Source organism: Citrobacter sp. S46_ASV_140 (assembly GCF_018919545.1).
GTDB lineage: Bacteria > Pseudomonadota > Gammaproteobacteria > Enterobacterales > Enterobacteriaceae > Citrobacter > Citrobacter braakii.
Window position 1 is genome coordinate 40362 of the sequence record NZ_JAHLRC010000003.1, and the last position, 14133, is coordinate 54494.

Here is a 14133-nt window from a genome sequence, read left to right on the forward strand (position 1 = left end):
GATGGCGCTTCGCTTATCAGGCAGAACGTTAACGATACACGCGGATCCCGCCCTCTACGCCGCGACTAAACAGCACCTGCCAAAGTTCAATATCTCTGGCGCGGAAAGCCCCGGCGCAGGCGCATAAATAGTAGTTAAACATTCTTCTGAAGGTGGCGGAATAACGTGATGACAGCTCCGGCCACGCTTGATTAAAGCGCTCGTGCCACGCCATCAGCGTTTTATCGTAATCGCTGCCAAAGTTATGCCAGTCTTCCATCACAAACCGTGATTCGCTGGCTTCGGCAATATGGGAGATCGCCGGTAAGCAGCCGTTCGGGAAAATGTATTTATTGATCCACGGATCGACGCTCATCCCTTTTTTATTGCTACCAATGGTGTGTAGCAGGAACAGTCCGTCCGGTTTTAAACAACGGTCGGCGATGCTGAAATAGGTGTCGTAGTTTTTTGGCCCGACGTGTTCAAACATCCCCACGGAGACAATGCGATCGTAGTGTTTATCGAGGTCGCGATAATCCTGCAGCAGAATCTTAACGTCCAGTCCTTCACAGCGCTGCTGCGCCATTTTTTGCTGCTCTTTGGAAATGGTGACGCCTTCCACCGCCACGCCATAATGACGCGCCGCATATTCCGCCAGTCCACCCCAGCCACAACCAATATCGAGTAAACGCATACCCGGTTTAAGTTGTAGCTTCTCACAGATCATTTTTAATTTAGCATTTTGCGCATCGTCTAATGTGGTCGCATCTTTCCAGTAAGCGCAGGAATATTGCATATGCGGATCAAGCATCAGCGCAAAGAGATCGTTACCAATATCATAATGTTCTTTGCCGACAATCCACGCGCGGCTCCGCGACTGCAAATTAAACAGGCGTGCGCTGGCAATACGTAAAATATCTTTCAGGTTACCCGGCATCTGCTGGTCAAGTTTTGCTTTCAGGATTTTGCAGAACAGAATATCGAGCCGCTCGCAGTCCCACCAGCCTTCCATATAGCTTTCGCCAAGCCCTAACGAGCCTTGTTGCAGTACCCGTTTAAAGAAACCGGCATGATGAAGTTGAATGTCCCAGGCACGGGAGCCATTAATCCTGATATCCGCTTGCGAAAGCAGCTCTTTTCCCATTCGGGTCCAGTTATCATTTGTTTCATTGACGATGACAGCATCTGAACAAAGCGAGTTCATGGTATTTACCAAAGGTGGGCTAAAAATTCTTACGCAAGATTATTATGGAAAAAAGAGTGTATGTATTATGATCCGCGGACAAGATCTATCGAGCAGCGGACACACCATCGGGAGCATTGACGATCTATTTATGGAAACTCTCGTGCAAAAACAGTGGAACTCCTTCCCGGATAACTCCATGACGGAACTGCCGCAGGATGTTTACTTTCGCTCGTATGTCCTGGAAGCCAATCATCATGTTCCACAGCATTCACACTCTTTTATGCAGTTTCATTTCGCCCGCAAAGGCAGTATGCGTATTGATGTTGCAGGCAAGTGCTGGATAATCCCGGCGCATTATGGCATCTGGATCCCGAATCATACGGAGCATGCGGTTTGGGCATTGGATGATGTGTATTTAGAGAATCTGGATATTAAACCGAGCTTTCTTGAAGAGAGCATCAATGAATGTAAAGTGGTGGCTATCAGTGATTTCGCCAGAGAGTTTATTCATTACGCCACGAATTTAATTTCGGGCCATTATGATAGCCAGTCAAAAGAGGGCAAGCTGGTTAGCGTCCTGGTCGACATTATTCTGCAGCTTCCGGAAGTCGCTTTTGTATTACCCTGGCCGCAGGATCGCGAATTAACCAAAGTTTGCCGAACAATACAAGAATCCCCGGCGCTGGAGCATTCGGTTGAATACTGGGCGCAGCATCTGGGTATGTCTGCCCGTACCTTTTCACGCCATTTCAAAAAAGAAACCGGATTGCCTTTCAGCGTCTGGAAGCAAAAAATGCGTATTCTGGAATCCGTATTAATGCTGAAGAAAAATAAAAGCGTGACCGCCGTGGCGCTCGACGTAGGGTATTCAAGCACCGCGGCATTTAGCTACGCATTCCGCCAGGCGTTTGGCGTTCCGCCATCTAATTACTGATTAACGACGCTGATGCCAGTAAGCCGCTGCGCGAACAAGTTGCTGATCGAACGCCTCGCTTTCAAAGCGAGCACTCAGGTTTTTGACCACCTTACCTTCGCCGGTAATCCAGATGTAGTAATCATCTGCAGGTACGCTTAGCTGCGATAAGTGTTCATTCACCGCCTGCTCGTCATGGCCGATAAACCACTGAATAGTAAATCCGTCGAGATGGGCAAAATAGTCCTGGTACGCGGCATCCTGCACGCTTACCAGCGCCGTGACGTTCGGACGTACCGCTAAACGGCTGAGCGACTCCAGGCGTCGGCGCAGCGCAGGCATTCCCGATTCATCACACACGTAAACCTGATACGCATAGTCCTCTGGCACCACCAAAGAACCGCGCGGTCCGCCTACCGTCAGCTTGTCACCCTCGCGGGCATTCATCGCCCACGTACTTGCCACGCCACCGTCATGAATATAGAAATCCAGTGCCAGCTCATGGCGCGCTTCGTCATACAACGGCGTGTAATCACGGGATATCGGACGCACGCCGTCAGCCCAGACAATACCTTCATCGGTGACAATCGGCGGCACAAAGTGGCTGCCCGGTTCAGGGAAAAAGACCTTGGTATGGTCATCAAAGCCGTGTGAGCTAAAACCGTCCAGAGCGTCACCGCCCAGTACAATGCGCTGAAAGCCTGCGCTAATACGTTCGACGCGCAGGACGGTAAGTTCCCGAAAACGCAGTTCATTGCGAACGCGCTGCGGGTAGCGTGAGGTGTTTTTTGTCATTTTTTCGCCTTCGGAAGATAATACGATATATCTAATTTAATTTTTAAATGATAATGATTGCTAATCAGAAAGATTGCAAGCACTTTTTTGATATAGTCGCCTTCTGATTAACCGGCTAACGCAACCCCTTTAAAACAGATAAAAATCATTAACTTAAACAAAAAACATTTTATTGGCTTGCACCAAAACAATATTTAGATATAAATTAGATATATCTAAAACACATCAGGAGACGATGATGCAAAACCATCATGAAGGTTGCTGCAAGCATACAGAGCACCAACACGAAGGCTGCTGCAAGGGTGAAGGACGTCACCACGAAGGCCGCCACAACGAACACCATGCAGGTTGCTGCAAAGGTGAAGAACATCGCCATGAAGGCTGCAACAAAGAACATCACCACGAACAGGGGTGTGGACACCGCCACGGTCGCGGCGGCGGTCGTCGCCAGCGCTTCTTCGGTCACGGAGAATTACGCCTGGTCATTCTGGATATCCTGACCCACGACGCCAGCCACGGCTATGAGCTGATTAAAGCGATTGAAACCCTGACTCAGGGCAACTATACCCCGAGCCCGGGCGTCGTCTATCCGACGCTGGATTTCTTGCAGGATCAAGAGCTGATCACCATCAGCGACGAGGAAGGCGGGCGTAAACAGATTGCGATCACAACCCAGGGCCAGCAGTGGCTGGATGAAAACCGTGAGCATCTGGAACATATCCACGAACGTATTAAAGCCCGCTGCGTGGGTTTTGAATTACGCAAGAATCCGCAGATGAAACGCGCGCTGGAGAACTTCAAAGCCGTGCTGGACCTACGGGTCAATCATGGTGATACCAGCGATGCGCAGATCAAAAAAATCATCGGTATTATCGATCGCGCTGCGCTGGATATTACTCAACTGGATTAATCTACAGAGCAGGCGGAACGCGTTCACCCTGCGTTCCGCCTTTATCGTTAATATTAATGCAGCACCGTGACTGCATCTTCCAGACGACCAGCGCGATGTTTCACCATCGCGGAAATCTGGGCACTCTCTTCAACCAGCTCGGCGTTTTTCTGCGTAATGTTGCTTAATTCATTCACTGCGCGAGTCAGGCTCGAAAGACCATCTGACTGTTCCAGCGTTGAGTGACTGATTTGGGCGATCAACTGCGTCACGTTTTGCACCTGCGCCACAATATCATCCATCGTGCGCCCTGCGGCGTGAACCTGGTCAGATCCGGACTGCACCTTATCGGCGCTGGCATCAATCAGCTTGCGGATATCATTGGCTGCACTGGCGCTGCGGCTGGCAAGATGACGCACCTCTCCCGCCACCACGGCGAACCCTTTCCCCTGCTCACCCGCCCGTGCGGCTTCAACAGCGGCGTTCAGGGCCAGAATATTAGTCTGGAAAGCGATATCGTTAATCAACGTGGTAATGGTGCCGATCCGCTGGGTGCTGTTGGCGATATCGTCCATAGTTTTGATGACGGTATCCATCGCCTCGCCGCCGTGCGTCGCCGCGCTGCTGGCTGCAATGGAGAGCTTGTCGGCCGCGGCGGCGGTCTCTGAGTTTTGCTTCACCGATGCCGCCATCTGATTCATAGTGGTCACCGTTTCCTGCACGTTCTCTACGGTCTGCTGCGTATGCTTGTTTAAATCATCGCTGCCTTTCGCCAGCGTTTCGCTATCGCTGCGCACACAGCTCACCTGACTGGAGACATCATGGATGAGCCAACGGCACATTAGCCCCAGTTGCCCGACCGCTCGCAGCATCAGGCCCAGTTCATCACTGCGGTTAAGATGCGACACGCTGTTTCGTTCACCGGTCGCCACTTTTAGCGCCTGACGAGCGACATTCTCAATAGGACGCACAATCTGCCATTCGAAAATAGCCGTTCCCAGCATCATCACCAGCGCGCTTATCAGCAGTAACGGCCATTCGCCGCCCATTTGCTGCAATGCGGCCGCCAGTACGATAAACATAATTGCCATTACGCTGCGCACTCGCCAGCGAATCGGCAGCGCCGGGAGTTTACCCAGCCAGCCTTTGCGTACCACCAGTCCTTTATGGATACGTCGGTTGCAACGCCCTTCATTCAGCGCTTTATATAAAGGCTCTACCGCCGCAATCTCCTCGTCCGTGGCCCGGGTACGAATCGACATATATCCGGTGACACGACCTTCCCGTACCATCGGCACCGCATTGGCCCTTACCCAGTAGTGATCGCCATTCTTACGCCGGTTTTTCACAATCCCGCTCCATGGCTCGCCCTGTTTCAGGGTGTACCACATATCCGCAAACGCCGCTTTTGGCATATCCGGATGACGAACCAGATTGTGCGGCTTATCGAGCAATTCATTCAGTTGATAGCCACTGACCTGGACAAAGGTATCGTTCGCGTGGGTGATATAGCTTTGTAAATCGGTGGTCGACATGAGGGTGATATCATCATCCAGCGGTGTATTTTGCTGACTAACGTAGGGATGAGAAGACATGATTGCGTCCTGTGCAGGTTATCTGGTTGTTAACTCTTTCGGCTTATGTTATTTCGGCGATAATTTTTTTATCTTTAGTTGTTAAATTTGATTTAGATCGCAATTTGCGATTAAACCTCAAAATCTGTACGCATTCTAATCCATTGATTTAAAATACTTTCATTCAGTAACTATTCAACTACACGTCTACCAACGCACCGTCACAGTGCAAATATTGCTCACTTTTAGAGCAGAAAAGTGCTTTTCCGATCTGTTTTCACGGCCTTAACCTGGGCAAAATGCCAGCAAATGTTAAACGTCAGCATTAAATGTTGCGTGAATGAGATGTTTCCTGGTGTTTATCCCGATTTTTGCTAAGCGCGCCGGAATGGCGCAATCACTGCAATACTTAAATCAGTATCATGTGATACGCGAGCTCCGGGAGCATATTTTGAACAGGTTACCTTCCAGCGCATCGGCCCTGGCCTGCAGCGCACACGCACTGAATCTCATCGAAAAGCGCACGCTTGATCATGAGGAAATGAAATCTTTAAACCGAGAGGTGATTGAATACTTCAAGGAGCATGTCAATCCGGGGTTCTTAGAGTATCGAAAATCTGTAACTGCAGGCGGGGATTACGGAGCCGTAGAGTGGCAAGCGGGAAGCCTGAATACGCTTGTCGACACCCAGGGGCAGGAGTTCGTCGATTGCCTGGGTGGATTTGGAATTTTCAACGTGGGGCACCGTAATCCAGTCGTGGTTTCCGCCGTACAGAATCAACTCGCGAAACAACCTCTGCACAGCCAGGAGTTACTTGACCCTCTGCGGGCCATGCTGGCAAAAACCCTCGCCGCGCTGGCGCCAGGTAAACTGAAATACAGTTTTTTCTGTAACAGCGGGACCGAGTCGGTTGAAGCCGCTCTGAAGCTGGCGAAAGCGTATCAATCGCCGCGCGGTAAATTTACGTTCATTGCCACCAGTGGCGCATTCCACGGCAAATCACTGGGAGCACTGTCCGCCACGGCTAAATCAACCTTCCGCAAACCCTTTATGCCGCTGCTGCCGGGTTTCCGCCATGTGCCGTTTGGCGATATTAACGCGATGCGCACCATGCTCAGCGAGTGTAAAAAGACCGGTGACGACGTCGCAGCCGTGATCCTCGAACCTATCCAGGGTGAAGGGGGCGTGATCCTGCCACCGCAAGGGTATTTGCCCGCCGTGCGTAAACTTTGCGATGAGTTTGGCGCGCTGATGATCCTTGATGAAGTGCAGACCGGCATGGGTCGTACCGGCAAAATGTTCGCCTGCGAGCACGAAAACGTGCAGCCCGACATTATGTGTCTGGCCAAGGCGCTGGGCGGCGGCGTGATGCCAATTGGCGCAACTATTGCCACTGAAGAGGTGTTTTCCGTCCTGTTCGACAATCCCTTCTTGCATACCACCACGTTTGGCGGCAACCCGCTCGCTTGTGCGGCTGCGTTAGCCACCATTAACGTCCTGCTGGAGCAAAATTTACCGGCTCAGGCGGAGCAGAAAGGCGATATGTTGCTGGATGGTTTCCGCCAGCTTGCGCGGGAGTACCCAGACCTGGTGCATGATGTACGCGGTAAAGGCATGCTGATGGCAATTGAGTTTGTCGATAATGAAATCGGCTACAACTTTGCCAGTGAGATGTTCCGCCAGCGGGTACTGGTTGCCGGCACGCTAAACAATGCAAAGACGATCCGTATCGAACCGCCGTTAACGTTAACGATCGAGCAATGCGATCTGGTATTGCGATCGACGCGCAAAGCCCTGGCAGCATTACGGGTGAGCGTGGAGCAGGTGTAATACAGGTCGGATGGCGCTGCGCATCTCAGGCTTACGGGATCAAATGTAGGTCGGATAAAAGCGTAGCGGCCATCCGGCAATTAGCACAACTTAAACAATCCGCACACCCGCAGGCATAAGGCGTTCTGGCGTCAGCAGCACGCTTTCGCTGCCATCGTCCGTCTCAGCGCACAGCAACATGCATTCTGACGTTTCCCCGCGCATTTTGGCCTTTTGCAGATTACACAGCACCACCACCGTTTTCCCCATCAATTCCTCTTCGCTGTAATAAGGCACCAGGCTGGTCACGGTTTGCAGCGTACGCTCTCCCACATCCACCTGCACGATATACAGCTTATCAGCATTGTCATGGCGCTTTACCTGTGCGATTTTTCCAACACGTATTTCCATTCGGGCAAAATCAGCAAATGCGACGGTATCCATTGTGTTCTCCTTTGGTAAAATTTTACTGAATACTAGCAAAATATTTTCTTGGCATGGTTCTCAAAAGCGGGAAAATGACGTAGTCATCACACTCTGAAAGCCCAGTTTTACCCCAGGCATGTCAATTAAACGTACTTTTTTTACTGAAAACAGATGAATAGATAAGCACTTCATTTACAATGCGCAGGTAACTCAGGGAAAAGGCAAACATGGCAACACTTAAAGACATCGCAATCGAAGCTGGCGTGTCCCTGGCGACAGTGTCCCGGGTTTTAAACGATGACCCCACGCTGAATGTAAAAGAAGAGACCAAGCATCGCATTCTGGAGATCGCGGAAAAACTGGAGTACAAAACCAGCAGTGCTCGTAAAAACCAGACCAGCGCGCTCGGCCCCCAGCATATTCTGGCGCTCTATAGCTACCAGCAGGATTTGGAAATCAACGATCCTTACTATCTCGCGATCCGTCACGGAATAGAAACCCAGTGTGAGAAGCTGGGGATCGAACTGACCAACTGCTATGAGCACAGTGGGCTGCCGGAGAGCAAAAACATTACCGGCATTCTTATTGTCGGCAAGCCTTCTCCGGCTTTGCGTAATGCGGCAACAGCGCTTACTGACAACATCTGCTTTATCGATTTCCATGAACCCGGCAGCGAATATGACGCCGTCGATATCGATCTGGCCCGCATCAGTAAAGAGAGCATCGACTACTTCATCGCCCAGGGCGTCACTCGCATTGGCTTCATCGGCGGTGAAGACGAACCCGGCAAGGCAGATATCCGTGAAGCCGCGTTTGTCGAATACGGTCGTCTGCAGCAGGTCGTTTCTGAACAGGACATCTATCGCGGCGGTTTCTCCAGTTCATCAGGGTATGAACTGGCCAAAAAAATGCTGGCGAAAGCCGACTATCCCGGTGCCCTGTTTGTGGCTTCAGACTCGATTGCTATTGGCGTTCTGCGCGCCATTCACGAGCGTGGCCTGAACATTCCGCAGGACATTTCGCTGATTAGCGTTAATGATATCCCGACAGCGCGCTTCACCTTTCCTCCGCTTTCCACCGTTCGCATCCATTCAGAAATGATGGGTAGTCAGGGCGTCAACCTGCTGTTTGAGAAAGCCCGCGATGGGCGTGCGCTTCCTCTGCTGGTTTTTGTTCCCAGCAAACTGAAACTGCGCGGCACCACCCGCTAAAATCCCCAGTAAACACGCCCGGTTTCTTCTGATGCCGGGCGCGCATTATCATGCATTATTTTCTGCGCCCCATTATTTTCGTGATCCAGTTAAAGTAAATCACCTCACTCGCTATATTTTAGTAAAACTTTTACTAAAATCACCATCAATTACACTTACTCACCATTACAATGAATGGTTCCGATTTTTCTCCACCGGGAGGCCTTATGAATCGCTGGGAAAACATTCAGCTCACCCACGAAAATCGACTGGCGCCACGCGCATATTTTTTCTCTTATGACTCCGTTGCGCAGGCTCGCTCGTTTGCCCGCGAAACCAGCAGCCTCTTTCAGTTGCTAAGCGGTCAGTGGAATTTTCAGTTCTTTGAGCATCCGCTGCAGGTGCCGGAAATCTTTACGTCGCAGTTGATGAATGACTGGGGCAGCATCACCGTCCCAGGCATGTGGCAGATGGAAGGACACGGCAAACTGCAGTATACCGACGAAGGTTTTCCTTTCCCGATTGATGTCCCCTACGTTCCGACCAATAACCCCACCGGAGCCTACCAGCGCATTTTCTCCCTCAGCGAAGGCTGGCAGGGCAAACAAACGCTGATTAAATTTGATGGCGTAGAAACCTACTTCGAAGTTTACGTGAATGGTCAGTACGTCGGTTTCAGCAAAGGCAGCCGCCTGACGGCTGAATTTGATATCAGCGCGGTGGTGAAGACCGGTGACAACCTGCTGTGCGTTCGCGTAATGCAATGGGCTGATTCCACTTACGTTGAAGACCAGGACATGTGGTGGTCGGCGGGAATTTTCCGCGACGTCTATCTGGTAGGCAAACAGGCGACCCATATTCAGGATTTTACCGTTCGCACAGAGTTCGATGATGACTATCGCGACGCCACCCTCACCTGCGACATTGCGCTGGAAAACCTGGCTGCCACGCCAGCGATGGCGTCGCTCGAATACACCTTGTTTGACGGTGAGCAGGCGCTGCATAGCGGCGTGATTAACAATCTGGCAGTGGATCAACACACCCGCACCGCTTTTAATTTCAAGGTTAGCGCGCCGCAGCAGTGGTCAGCGGAATCGCCGTATCTTTATCATCTGGTGATGACGCTGAAAGATGCCAACGGCAATCTCCTTGAGGTCGTGCCACAGCGGGTCGGATTCCGCGATATCAAAGTTCGCGACGGTCTGTTTTACATCAATAACCGCTACGTGATGCTGCATGGCGTTAACCGCCACGATAACGATCATCTTAAAGGCCGTGCGGTTGGCATGGATCGCGTTGAAAAAGATCTGCTGTTAATGAAGCAGCACAACATCAACTCCGTGCGTACCGCCCATTACCCGAACGATCCGCGCTTCTATGAATTGTGCGATATCTACGGTCTGTTCGTGATGGCCGAAACCGACGTTGAATCTCACGGCTTCGCCAATATCGGCGATATCAGCCGGATAACCGACGATCCGCTGTGGGAAAACGTCTACGTTGAGCGCATCGTGCGCCACATCCATGCACAAAAAAACCACCCGTCGATCGTCATCTGGTCGCTCGGCAACGAATCCGGATACGGCTGTAACATCCGCGCCATGTATCACGCCGCGAAAGCGCTGGATGACACGCGTCTGATCCATTACGAAGAAGATCGTGACGCCGAAGTGGTGGATATCATCTCCACCATGTACACCCGTGTGCCGCTGATGAATGAGTTTGGCGAATATCCACATCCTAAGCCGCGCATCATCTGCGAATATGCTCACGCCATGGGCAACGGTCCCGGCGGGCTGACGGAATATCAGAACGTCTTTTATCAGCATGACTGCATTCAGGGACACTATGTCTGGGAATGGTGCGATCACGGGATTCAGGCCAAAGATGACGACGGCAACGTCTGGTACAAATATGGCGGCGACTACGGCGACTATCCGAACAACTACAACTTCTGCCTTGATGGCCTGATTTATTCCGATCAAACCCCGGGGCCGGGTCTGCAGGAGTACAAGCAGGTGATTGCGCCAGTAAAAGTACGCGCACAGGATCTGGCTCGCGGCGAGCTACGGGTAGAAAACAAACTGTGGTTTACCACGCTTGACGACTACACCTTGCATATTGAGGTTCGCGCCGAAGGAGATACGCTTTCTGCTCAGCAGATAAAACTGCGCGACGTCCCTCCTAATAGCGATACCCTTGTGCAATGCACACTGCCGGAGCTGGATGCGCGCGAAGCGTTCCTCAACGTCATCGTGACGAAAGATTCCCGCACGTTATACAGCGAAGCCGGGCACCACATCGCGACTTATCAGTTCCCGCTGAAGGCCAGAACGGCGGCTGCCGTACCGTTTAGCCAGCAAAACGCTACCCCTCTGACGCTGGAAGACAGCCGCCAGAGCTGCACCATACGCGGTTATAACTTCCTTCTGACCTTCTCAAAACTGAACGGTAAGCCCATTAGCTGGACCGTTAACGGTGAGGAGCTGATTACCCGTGAGCCGAAGATTAATTTCTTCAAACCAACCATTGATAACCACAAACAAGAGTTCGAAGGCCTTTGGCAACCAAATCATTTACAGATTATGCAGGAGCATCTGCGCGATTTTGCCATTGAGCAAACCGATGACGCGCTGTTGATAACCAGCCAGACGATTATCGCCCCGCCGGTATTTGATTTCGGTATGCGCTGTACCTACCGCTGGCGGATTGCCGCAGATGGTCAGTTGAACGTGGAGCTTTCCGGCCAGCCTTACGGCGAGTACCGGGACATTATTCCGTGCATCGGCTTCACGATGGGCATCAACGGCGATTTGGGGCAGGTGGCGTATTACGGACGTGGTCCCGGTGAAAACTATGCCGATAGCCAGCAGGCCAACATCATCGATATCTGGCGCAGCAGCGTGGATGAGATGTTCGAAAACTATCCGTTCCCGCAAAACAACGGCAATCGTCAGGACGTGCGCTGGGCAACGCTAACCAACCGCCACGGCAACGGTCTGCTGGTGGTTCCGCAGCGCCCTGTCAACCTGAGCGCCTGGCGCTATACGCCAGAAAATATCTTTGCCGCACAGCACTGTAATGCGCTGCAGCGCAGCGATGACATCACCCTAAATCTGGACCACCAGGTGCTGGGCTTAGGCTCCAACTCCTGGGGAAGCGAGGTGCTTGATTCCTGGCGCGTCTGGTTCCGTTCGTTCAGCTACGGCTTCACGTTGTTGCCGGTTTCCGGTAGCGAATCTAGCGCTCAAACCGCCGCCAGCCGCGTCTTTGGTACCGGGTTCTTTTCCACGAATTTGCACAGTGAGAATACAAAATGAGGATCATCGACAACTTAGCGCAGTTCCAACAAATTTACGCATCCGGGAAGAAGTGGCAGCGCTGCGTCGAAGCGATTGAAAATATTGATAATATTCAACCAGGCGTCGCCCACTCTATCGGTGATTCCCTGAGCTATCGCGTGGAGACAGACTCCGCGACCGATGCACTGTTTACCGGTCATCGTCGTTATTTTGAAATCCATTACTACCTGCAAGGACAGCAAAAAATAGAGTATGCCGCCAAAGAGGATCTCCAGGTGGTTGAATATTATCGCGATGAAACCGATCGCGAATATCTGAAAGGCTGTGGAAAAACCGTAGAAGTGCGCGAAGGACAAATGGTTATTTGTGACAACCATGAAGCCTATCGTTTTATTTGTAATAACGCAGTGAAGAAAGTCGTACTCAAAGTCACCATCGAAGATGGTTATTTTCATAATAAATAAAAACACAGGCGGCGCCGACGTTGCGCCGCCAGTACCCTATAATAATCAGGAATCGGAGATGTGCTATGTCTGATACCAAACGTAATACCATCGGCAAGTTCGGCTTACTTTCACTCACCTTTGCCGCGGTTTATAGTTTTAATAACGTTATCAACAATAATATTGAGCTGGGTCTGGCATCCGCACCGATGTTTTTCCTCGCGACGATCTTCTACTTTATTCCGTTCTGCTTAATCATCGCTGAATTTGTTTCGCTGAATAAAAACTCCGAAGCCGGTGTCTATGCATGGGTGAAAAGTTCGCTGGGCGGACGTTGGGCATTTATTACCGCCTATACCTATTGGTTCGTTAACCTGTTCTTTTTTACCTCGCTGTTACCCCGTGTTATCGCCTACGCCTCATATGCTTTTTTAGGCTACGAATACATTCTGACACCGTTCGCAACCACGGTGTTAAGTATGGTGCTGTTTGCCTTCTCCACCTGGGTTTCGACCAACGGCGCAAAAATGTTAGGACCGATTACTTCGGTCACCTCCACATTGATGCTGCTGCTGACCCTGTCCTACATCCTGCTGGCGGGTACTGCGCTGGTTGGCGGCGTACAGCCTGCTGACCCTATCACCGTAGACGCAATGATCCCGAATTTTAACTGGGCCTTCCTCGGTATCACCACCTGGATCTTTATGGCGGCAGGCGGTGCGGAGTCGGTGGCAGTGTACGTCAACGACGTCAAGGGCGGGTCCAAATCGTTCGTGAAGGTCATTATCATTGCCGGGATTTTTATCGGCGTGCTCTATTCCATCTCCTCGGTACTGATCAACGTCTTCGTGAGCAGCAAAGAGCTGAAATTTACCGGTGGTTCGGTACAGGTATTCCACGGCCTGGCGGCATACTTTGGCCTGCCGGAACTGATCGTTAACCGCTTTGTCGGCCTGGTCTCCTTTACCGCGATGTTCGGCTCTCTGCTGATGTGGACCGCAACGCCGGTGAAAATTTTCTTCTCTGAAATTCCGGCGGGTATTTTCGGTAAAAAAACCGTCGAACTGAATGAAAATGGCGTTCCGGCCCGCGCAGCCTGGATTCAGTTCCTGATTGTTATCCCGCTGATGATTATCCCAACGCTCGGCTCCAATACCGTGCAGGATTTAATGAACACCATCATCAACATGACCGCCGCCGCATCGATGCTGCCGCCGCTGTTTATTATGCTGGCTTACCTGAATCTGCGCGCAAAACTGGACCACTTACCGCGCGACTTCCGTATGGGCTCGCAAAAAACCGGCATTATTGTGGTATCGATGCTGATTGTCCTTTTCACCATCGGGTTTATTGCCTCGACCTTCCCGACCGGTGGTAACATCATGACCATTATTTTCTATAACGTCGGGGGGATTGTTATTTTCCTCGGTTTTGCCTGGTGGAAATACAGTAAATACATCAAAGGGCTAACCAAAGAAGAAAAAGCTATTGAGGCGGCTCCCGCGTCAGATATTAATTAAAATATTAATAACGATTAGAGCGGTCTGTTTTCTTGCTCACCTGAAATACAATGTGAAATTAAATATACAGACTTGCAGGGCATTTATTGCCCTGCTCTTCTGTTGT

11 protein-coding genes are annotated in these 14133 nt (G+C 51.2%); 7 read left to right on the forward strand and 4 right to left on the reverse strand.

The annotated features are described in order from the left end of the window. Positions 1-28 precede the first annotated feature (28 nt). Positions 29-1183 carry a cyclopropane fatty acyl phospholipid synthase gene (gene cfa, locus KQJ19_RS01880; protein ID WP_019077741.1) on the reverse strand — a complete coding sequence of 385 codons (1155 nt, stop codon included), beginning with the start codon at positions 1181-1183 and terminating at the stop codon, positions 29-31. Positions 1184-1250: 67 nt separating this feature from the next. Between cfa and KQJ19_RS01885 the strand changes: the two genes are divergently transcribed. Then, a complete protein-coding gene (locus KQJ19_RS01885; RefSeq protein ID WP_016157517.1) occupies positions 1251-2099 on the forward strand; it encodes a helix-turn-helix transcriptional regulator in 849 nt (282 codons plus the stop codon). Here the strand turns inward: KQJ19_RS01885 and KQJ19_RS01890 are convergent, their stop codons facing one another. Next, on the reverse strand, positions 2100-2873 hold the full coding sequence (locus KQJ19_RS01890; protein WP_216403281.1) for a siderophore-interacting protein: 774 nt from the start codon (positions 2871-2873) through the stop codon (positions 2100-2102). Positions 2874-3108: 235 nt separating this feature from the next. Between KQJ19_RS01890 and KQJ19_RS01895 the strand changes: the two genes are divergently transcribed. Then, positions 3109-3783: a PadR family transcriptional regulator gene (locus KQJ19_RS01895; protein ID WP_216403282.1), complete on the forward strand. Its 675-nt coding sequence runs from the start codon at positions 3109-3111 to the stop codon at positions 3781-3783. A gap of 53 nt (positions 3784-3836) precedes the next feature. On the opposite strand, the gene KQJ19_RS01900 is transcribed toward KQJ19_RS01895, so the two are convergent. Further along, positions 3837-5357, reverse strand: coding sequence for a PAS domain-containing methyl-accepting chemotaxis protein (locus tag KQJ19_RS01900; protein ID WP_200047060.1), 1521 nt, complete (start codon positions 5355-5357; stop codon positions 3837-3839). Between the two features lie 430 nt (positions 5358-5787). Here KQJ19_RS01900 and ygjG point away from each other — a divergent pair, with 430 nt between their 5' ends. Continuing rightward, complete coding sequence (ygjG, locus tag KQJ19_RS01905) at positions 5788-7167, forward strand: putrescine aminotransferase (RefSeq protein ID WP_049259762.1); 1380 nt, start codon at positions 5788-5790, stop codon at positions 7165-7167. Positions 7168-7257: 90 nt separating this feature from the next. Here the strand turns inward: ygjG and KQJ19_RS01910 are convergent, their stop codons facing one another. Further along, a complete protein-coding gene (locus KQJ19_RS01910; RefSeq protein WP_016157522.1) occupies positions 7258-7590 on the reverse strand; it encodes a tRNA-binding protein in 333 nt (110 codons plus the stop codon). A gap of 209 nt (positions 7591-7799) precedes the next feature. Between KQJ19_RS01910 and ebgR the strand changes: the two genes are divergently transcribed. The 4 genes from ebgR (at position 7800) to KQJ19_RS01930 (ending at position 14027) form a co-directional block, all read left to right on the forward strand. Beyond that, the gene (gene ebgR / locus KQJ19_RS01915) at positions 7800-8783 is read left to right on the forward strand and encodes a transcriptional regulator EbgR (protein ID WP_019077746.1); all 984 of its coding nucleotides are present in this window, start codon (positions 7800-7802) and stop codon (positions 8781-8783) included. A gap of 206 nt (positions 8784-8989) precedes the next feature. Next, positions 8990-12082, forward strand: coding sequence for a beta-galactosidase subunit alpha (gene ebgA, locus KQJ19_RS01920; protein ID WP_216403283.1), 3093 nt, complete (start codon positions 8990-8992; stop codon positions 12080-12082). After that, complete coding sequence (locus KQJ19_RS01925; protein WP_016154597.1) at positions 12079-12528, forward strand: beta-galactosidase subunit beta; 450 nt, start codon at positions 12079-12081, stop codon at positions 12526-12528. The genes ebgA and KQJ19_RS01925 overlap by 4 nt, the downstream gene beginning before the upstream one ends. Positions 12529-12593: 65 nt before the next feature. Continuing rightward, entirely contained in the window at positions 12594-14027 is a 1434-nt protein-coding gene (locus KQJ19_RS01930; protein WP_016154598.1) for an amino acid permease, read from the forward strand. Positions 14028-14133: the final 106 nt, after the last annotated feature.

Excerpts from the sequence above, each read along its gene's own strand:
- cfa (WP_019077741.1), bottom strand. The coding sequence starts at position 1,183 with ATGAACTCGCTTTGTTCAGATGCTGTCATCGTCAATGAAACAAATGAT.
- KQJ19_RS01885 (WP_016157517.1), top strand. The coding sequence starts at position 1,251 with ATGATCCGCGGACAAGATCTATCGAGCAGCGGACACACCATCGGGAGC.
- KQJ19_RS01890 (WP_216403281.1), bottom strand. The coding sequence starts at position 2,873 with ATGACAAAAAACACCTCACGCTACCCGCAGCGCGTTCGCAATGAACTG.
- KQJ19_RS01895 (WP_216403282.1), top strand. The coding sequence starts at position 3,109 with ATGATGCAAAACCATCATGAAGGTTGCTGCAAGCATACAGAGCACCAA.
- KQJ19_RS01900 (WP_200047060.1), bottom strand. The coding sequence starts at position 5,357 with ATGTCTTCTCATCCCTACGTTAGTCAGCAAAATACACCGCTGGATGAT.
- KQJ19_RS01910 (WP_016157522.1), bottom strand. The coding sequence starts at position 7,590 with ATGGATACCGTCGCATTTGCTGATTTTGCCCGAATGGAAATACGTGTT.
- ebgR (WP_019077746.1), top strand. The coding sequence starts at position 7,800 with ATGGCAACACTTAAAGACATCGCAATCGAAGCTGGCGTGTCCCTGGCG.
- ebgA (WP_216403283.1), top strand. The coding sequence starts at position 8,990 with ATGAATCGCTGGGAAAACATTCAGCTCACCCACGAAAATCGACTGGCG.
- KQJ19_RS01925 (WP_016154597.1), top strand. The coding sequence starts at position 12,079 with ATGAGGATCATCGACAACTTAGCGCAGTTCCAACAAATTTACGCATCC.
- KQJ19_RS01930 (WP_016154598.1), top strand. The coding sequence starts at position 12,594 with ATGTCTGATACCAAACGTAATACCATCGGCAAGTTCGGCTTACTTTCA.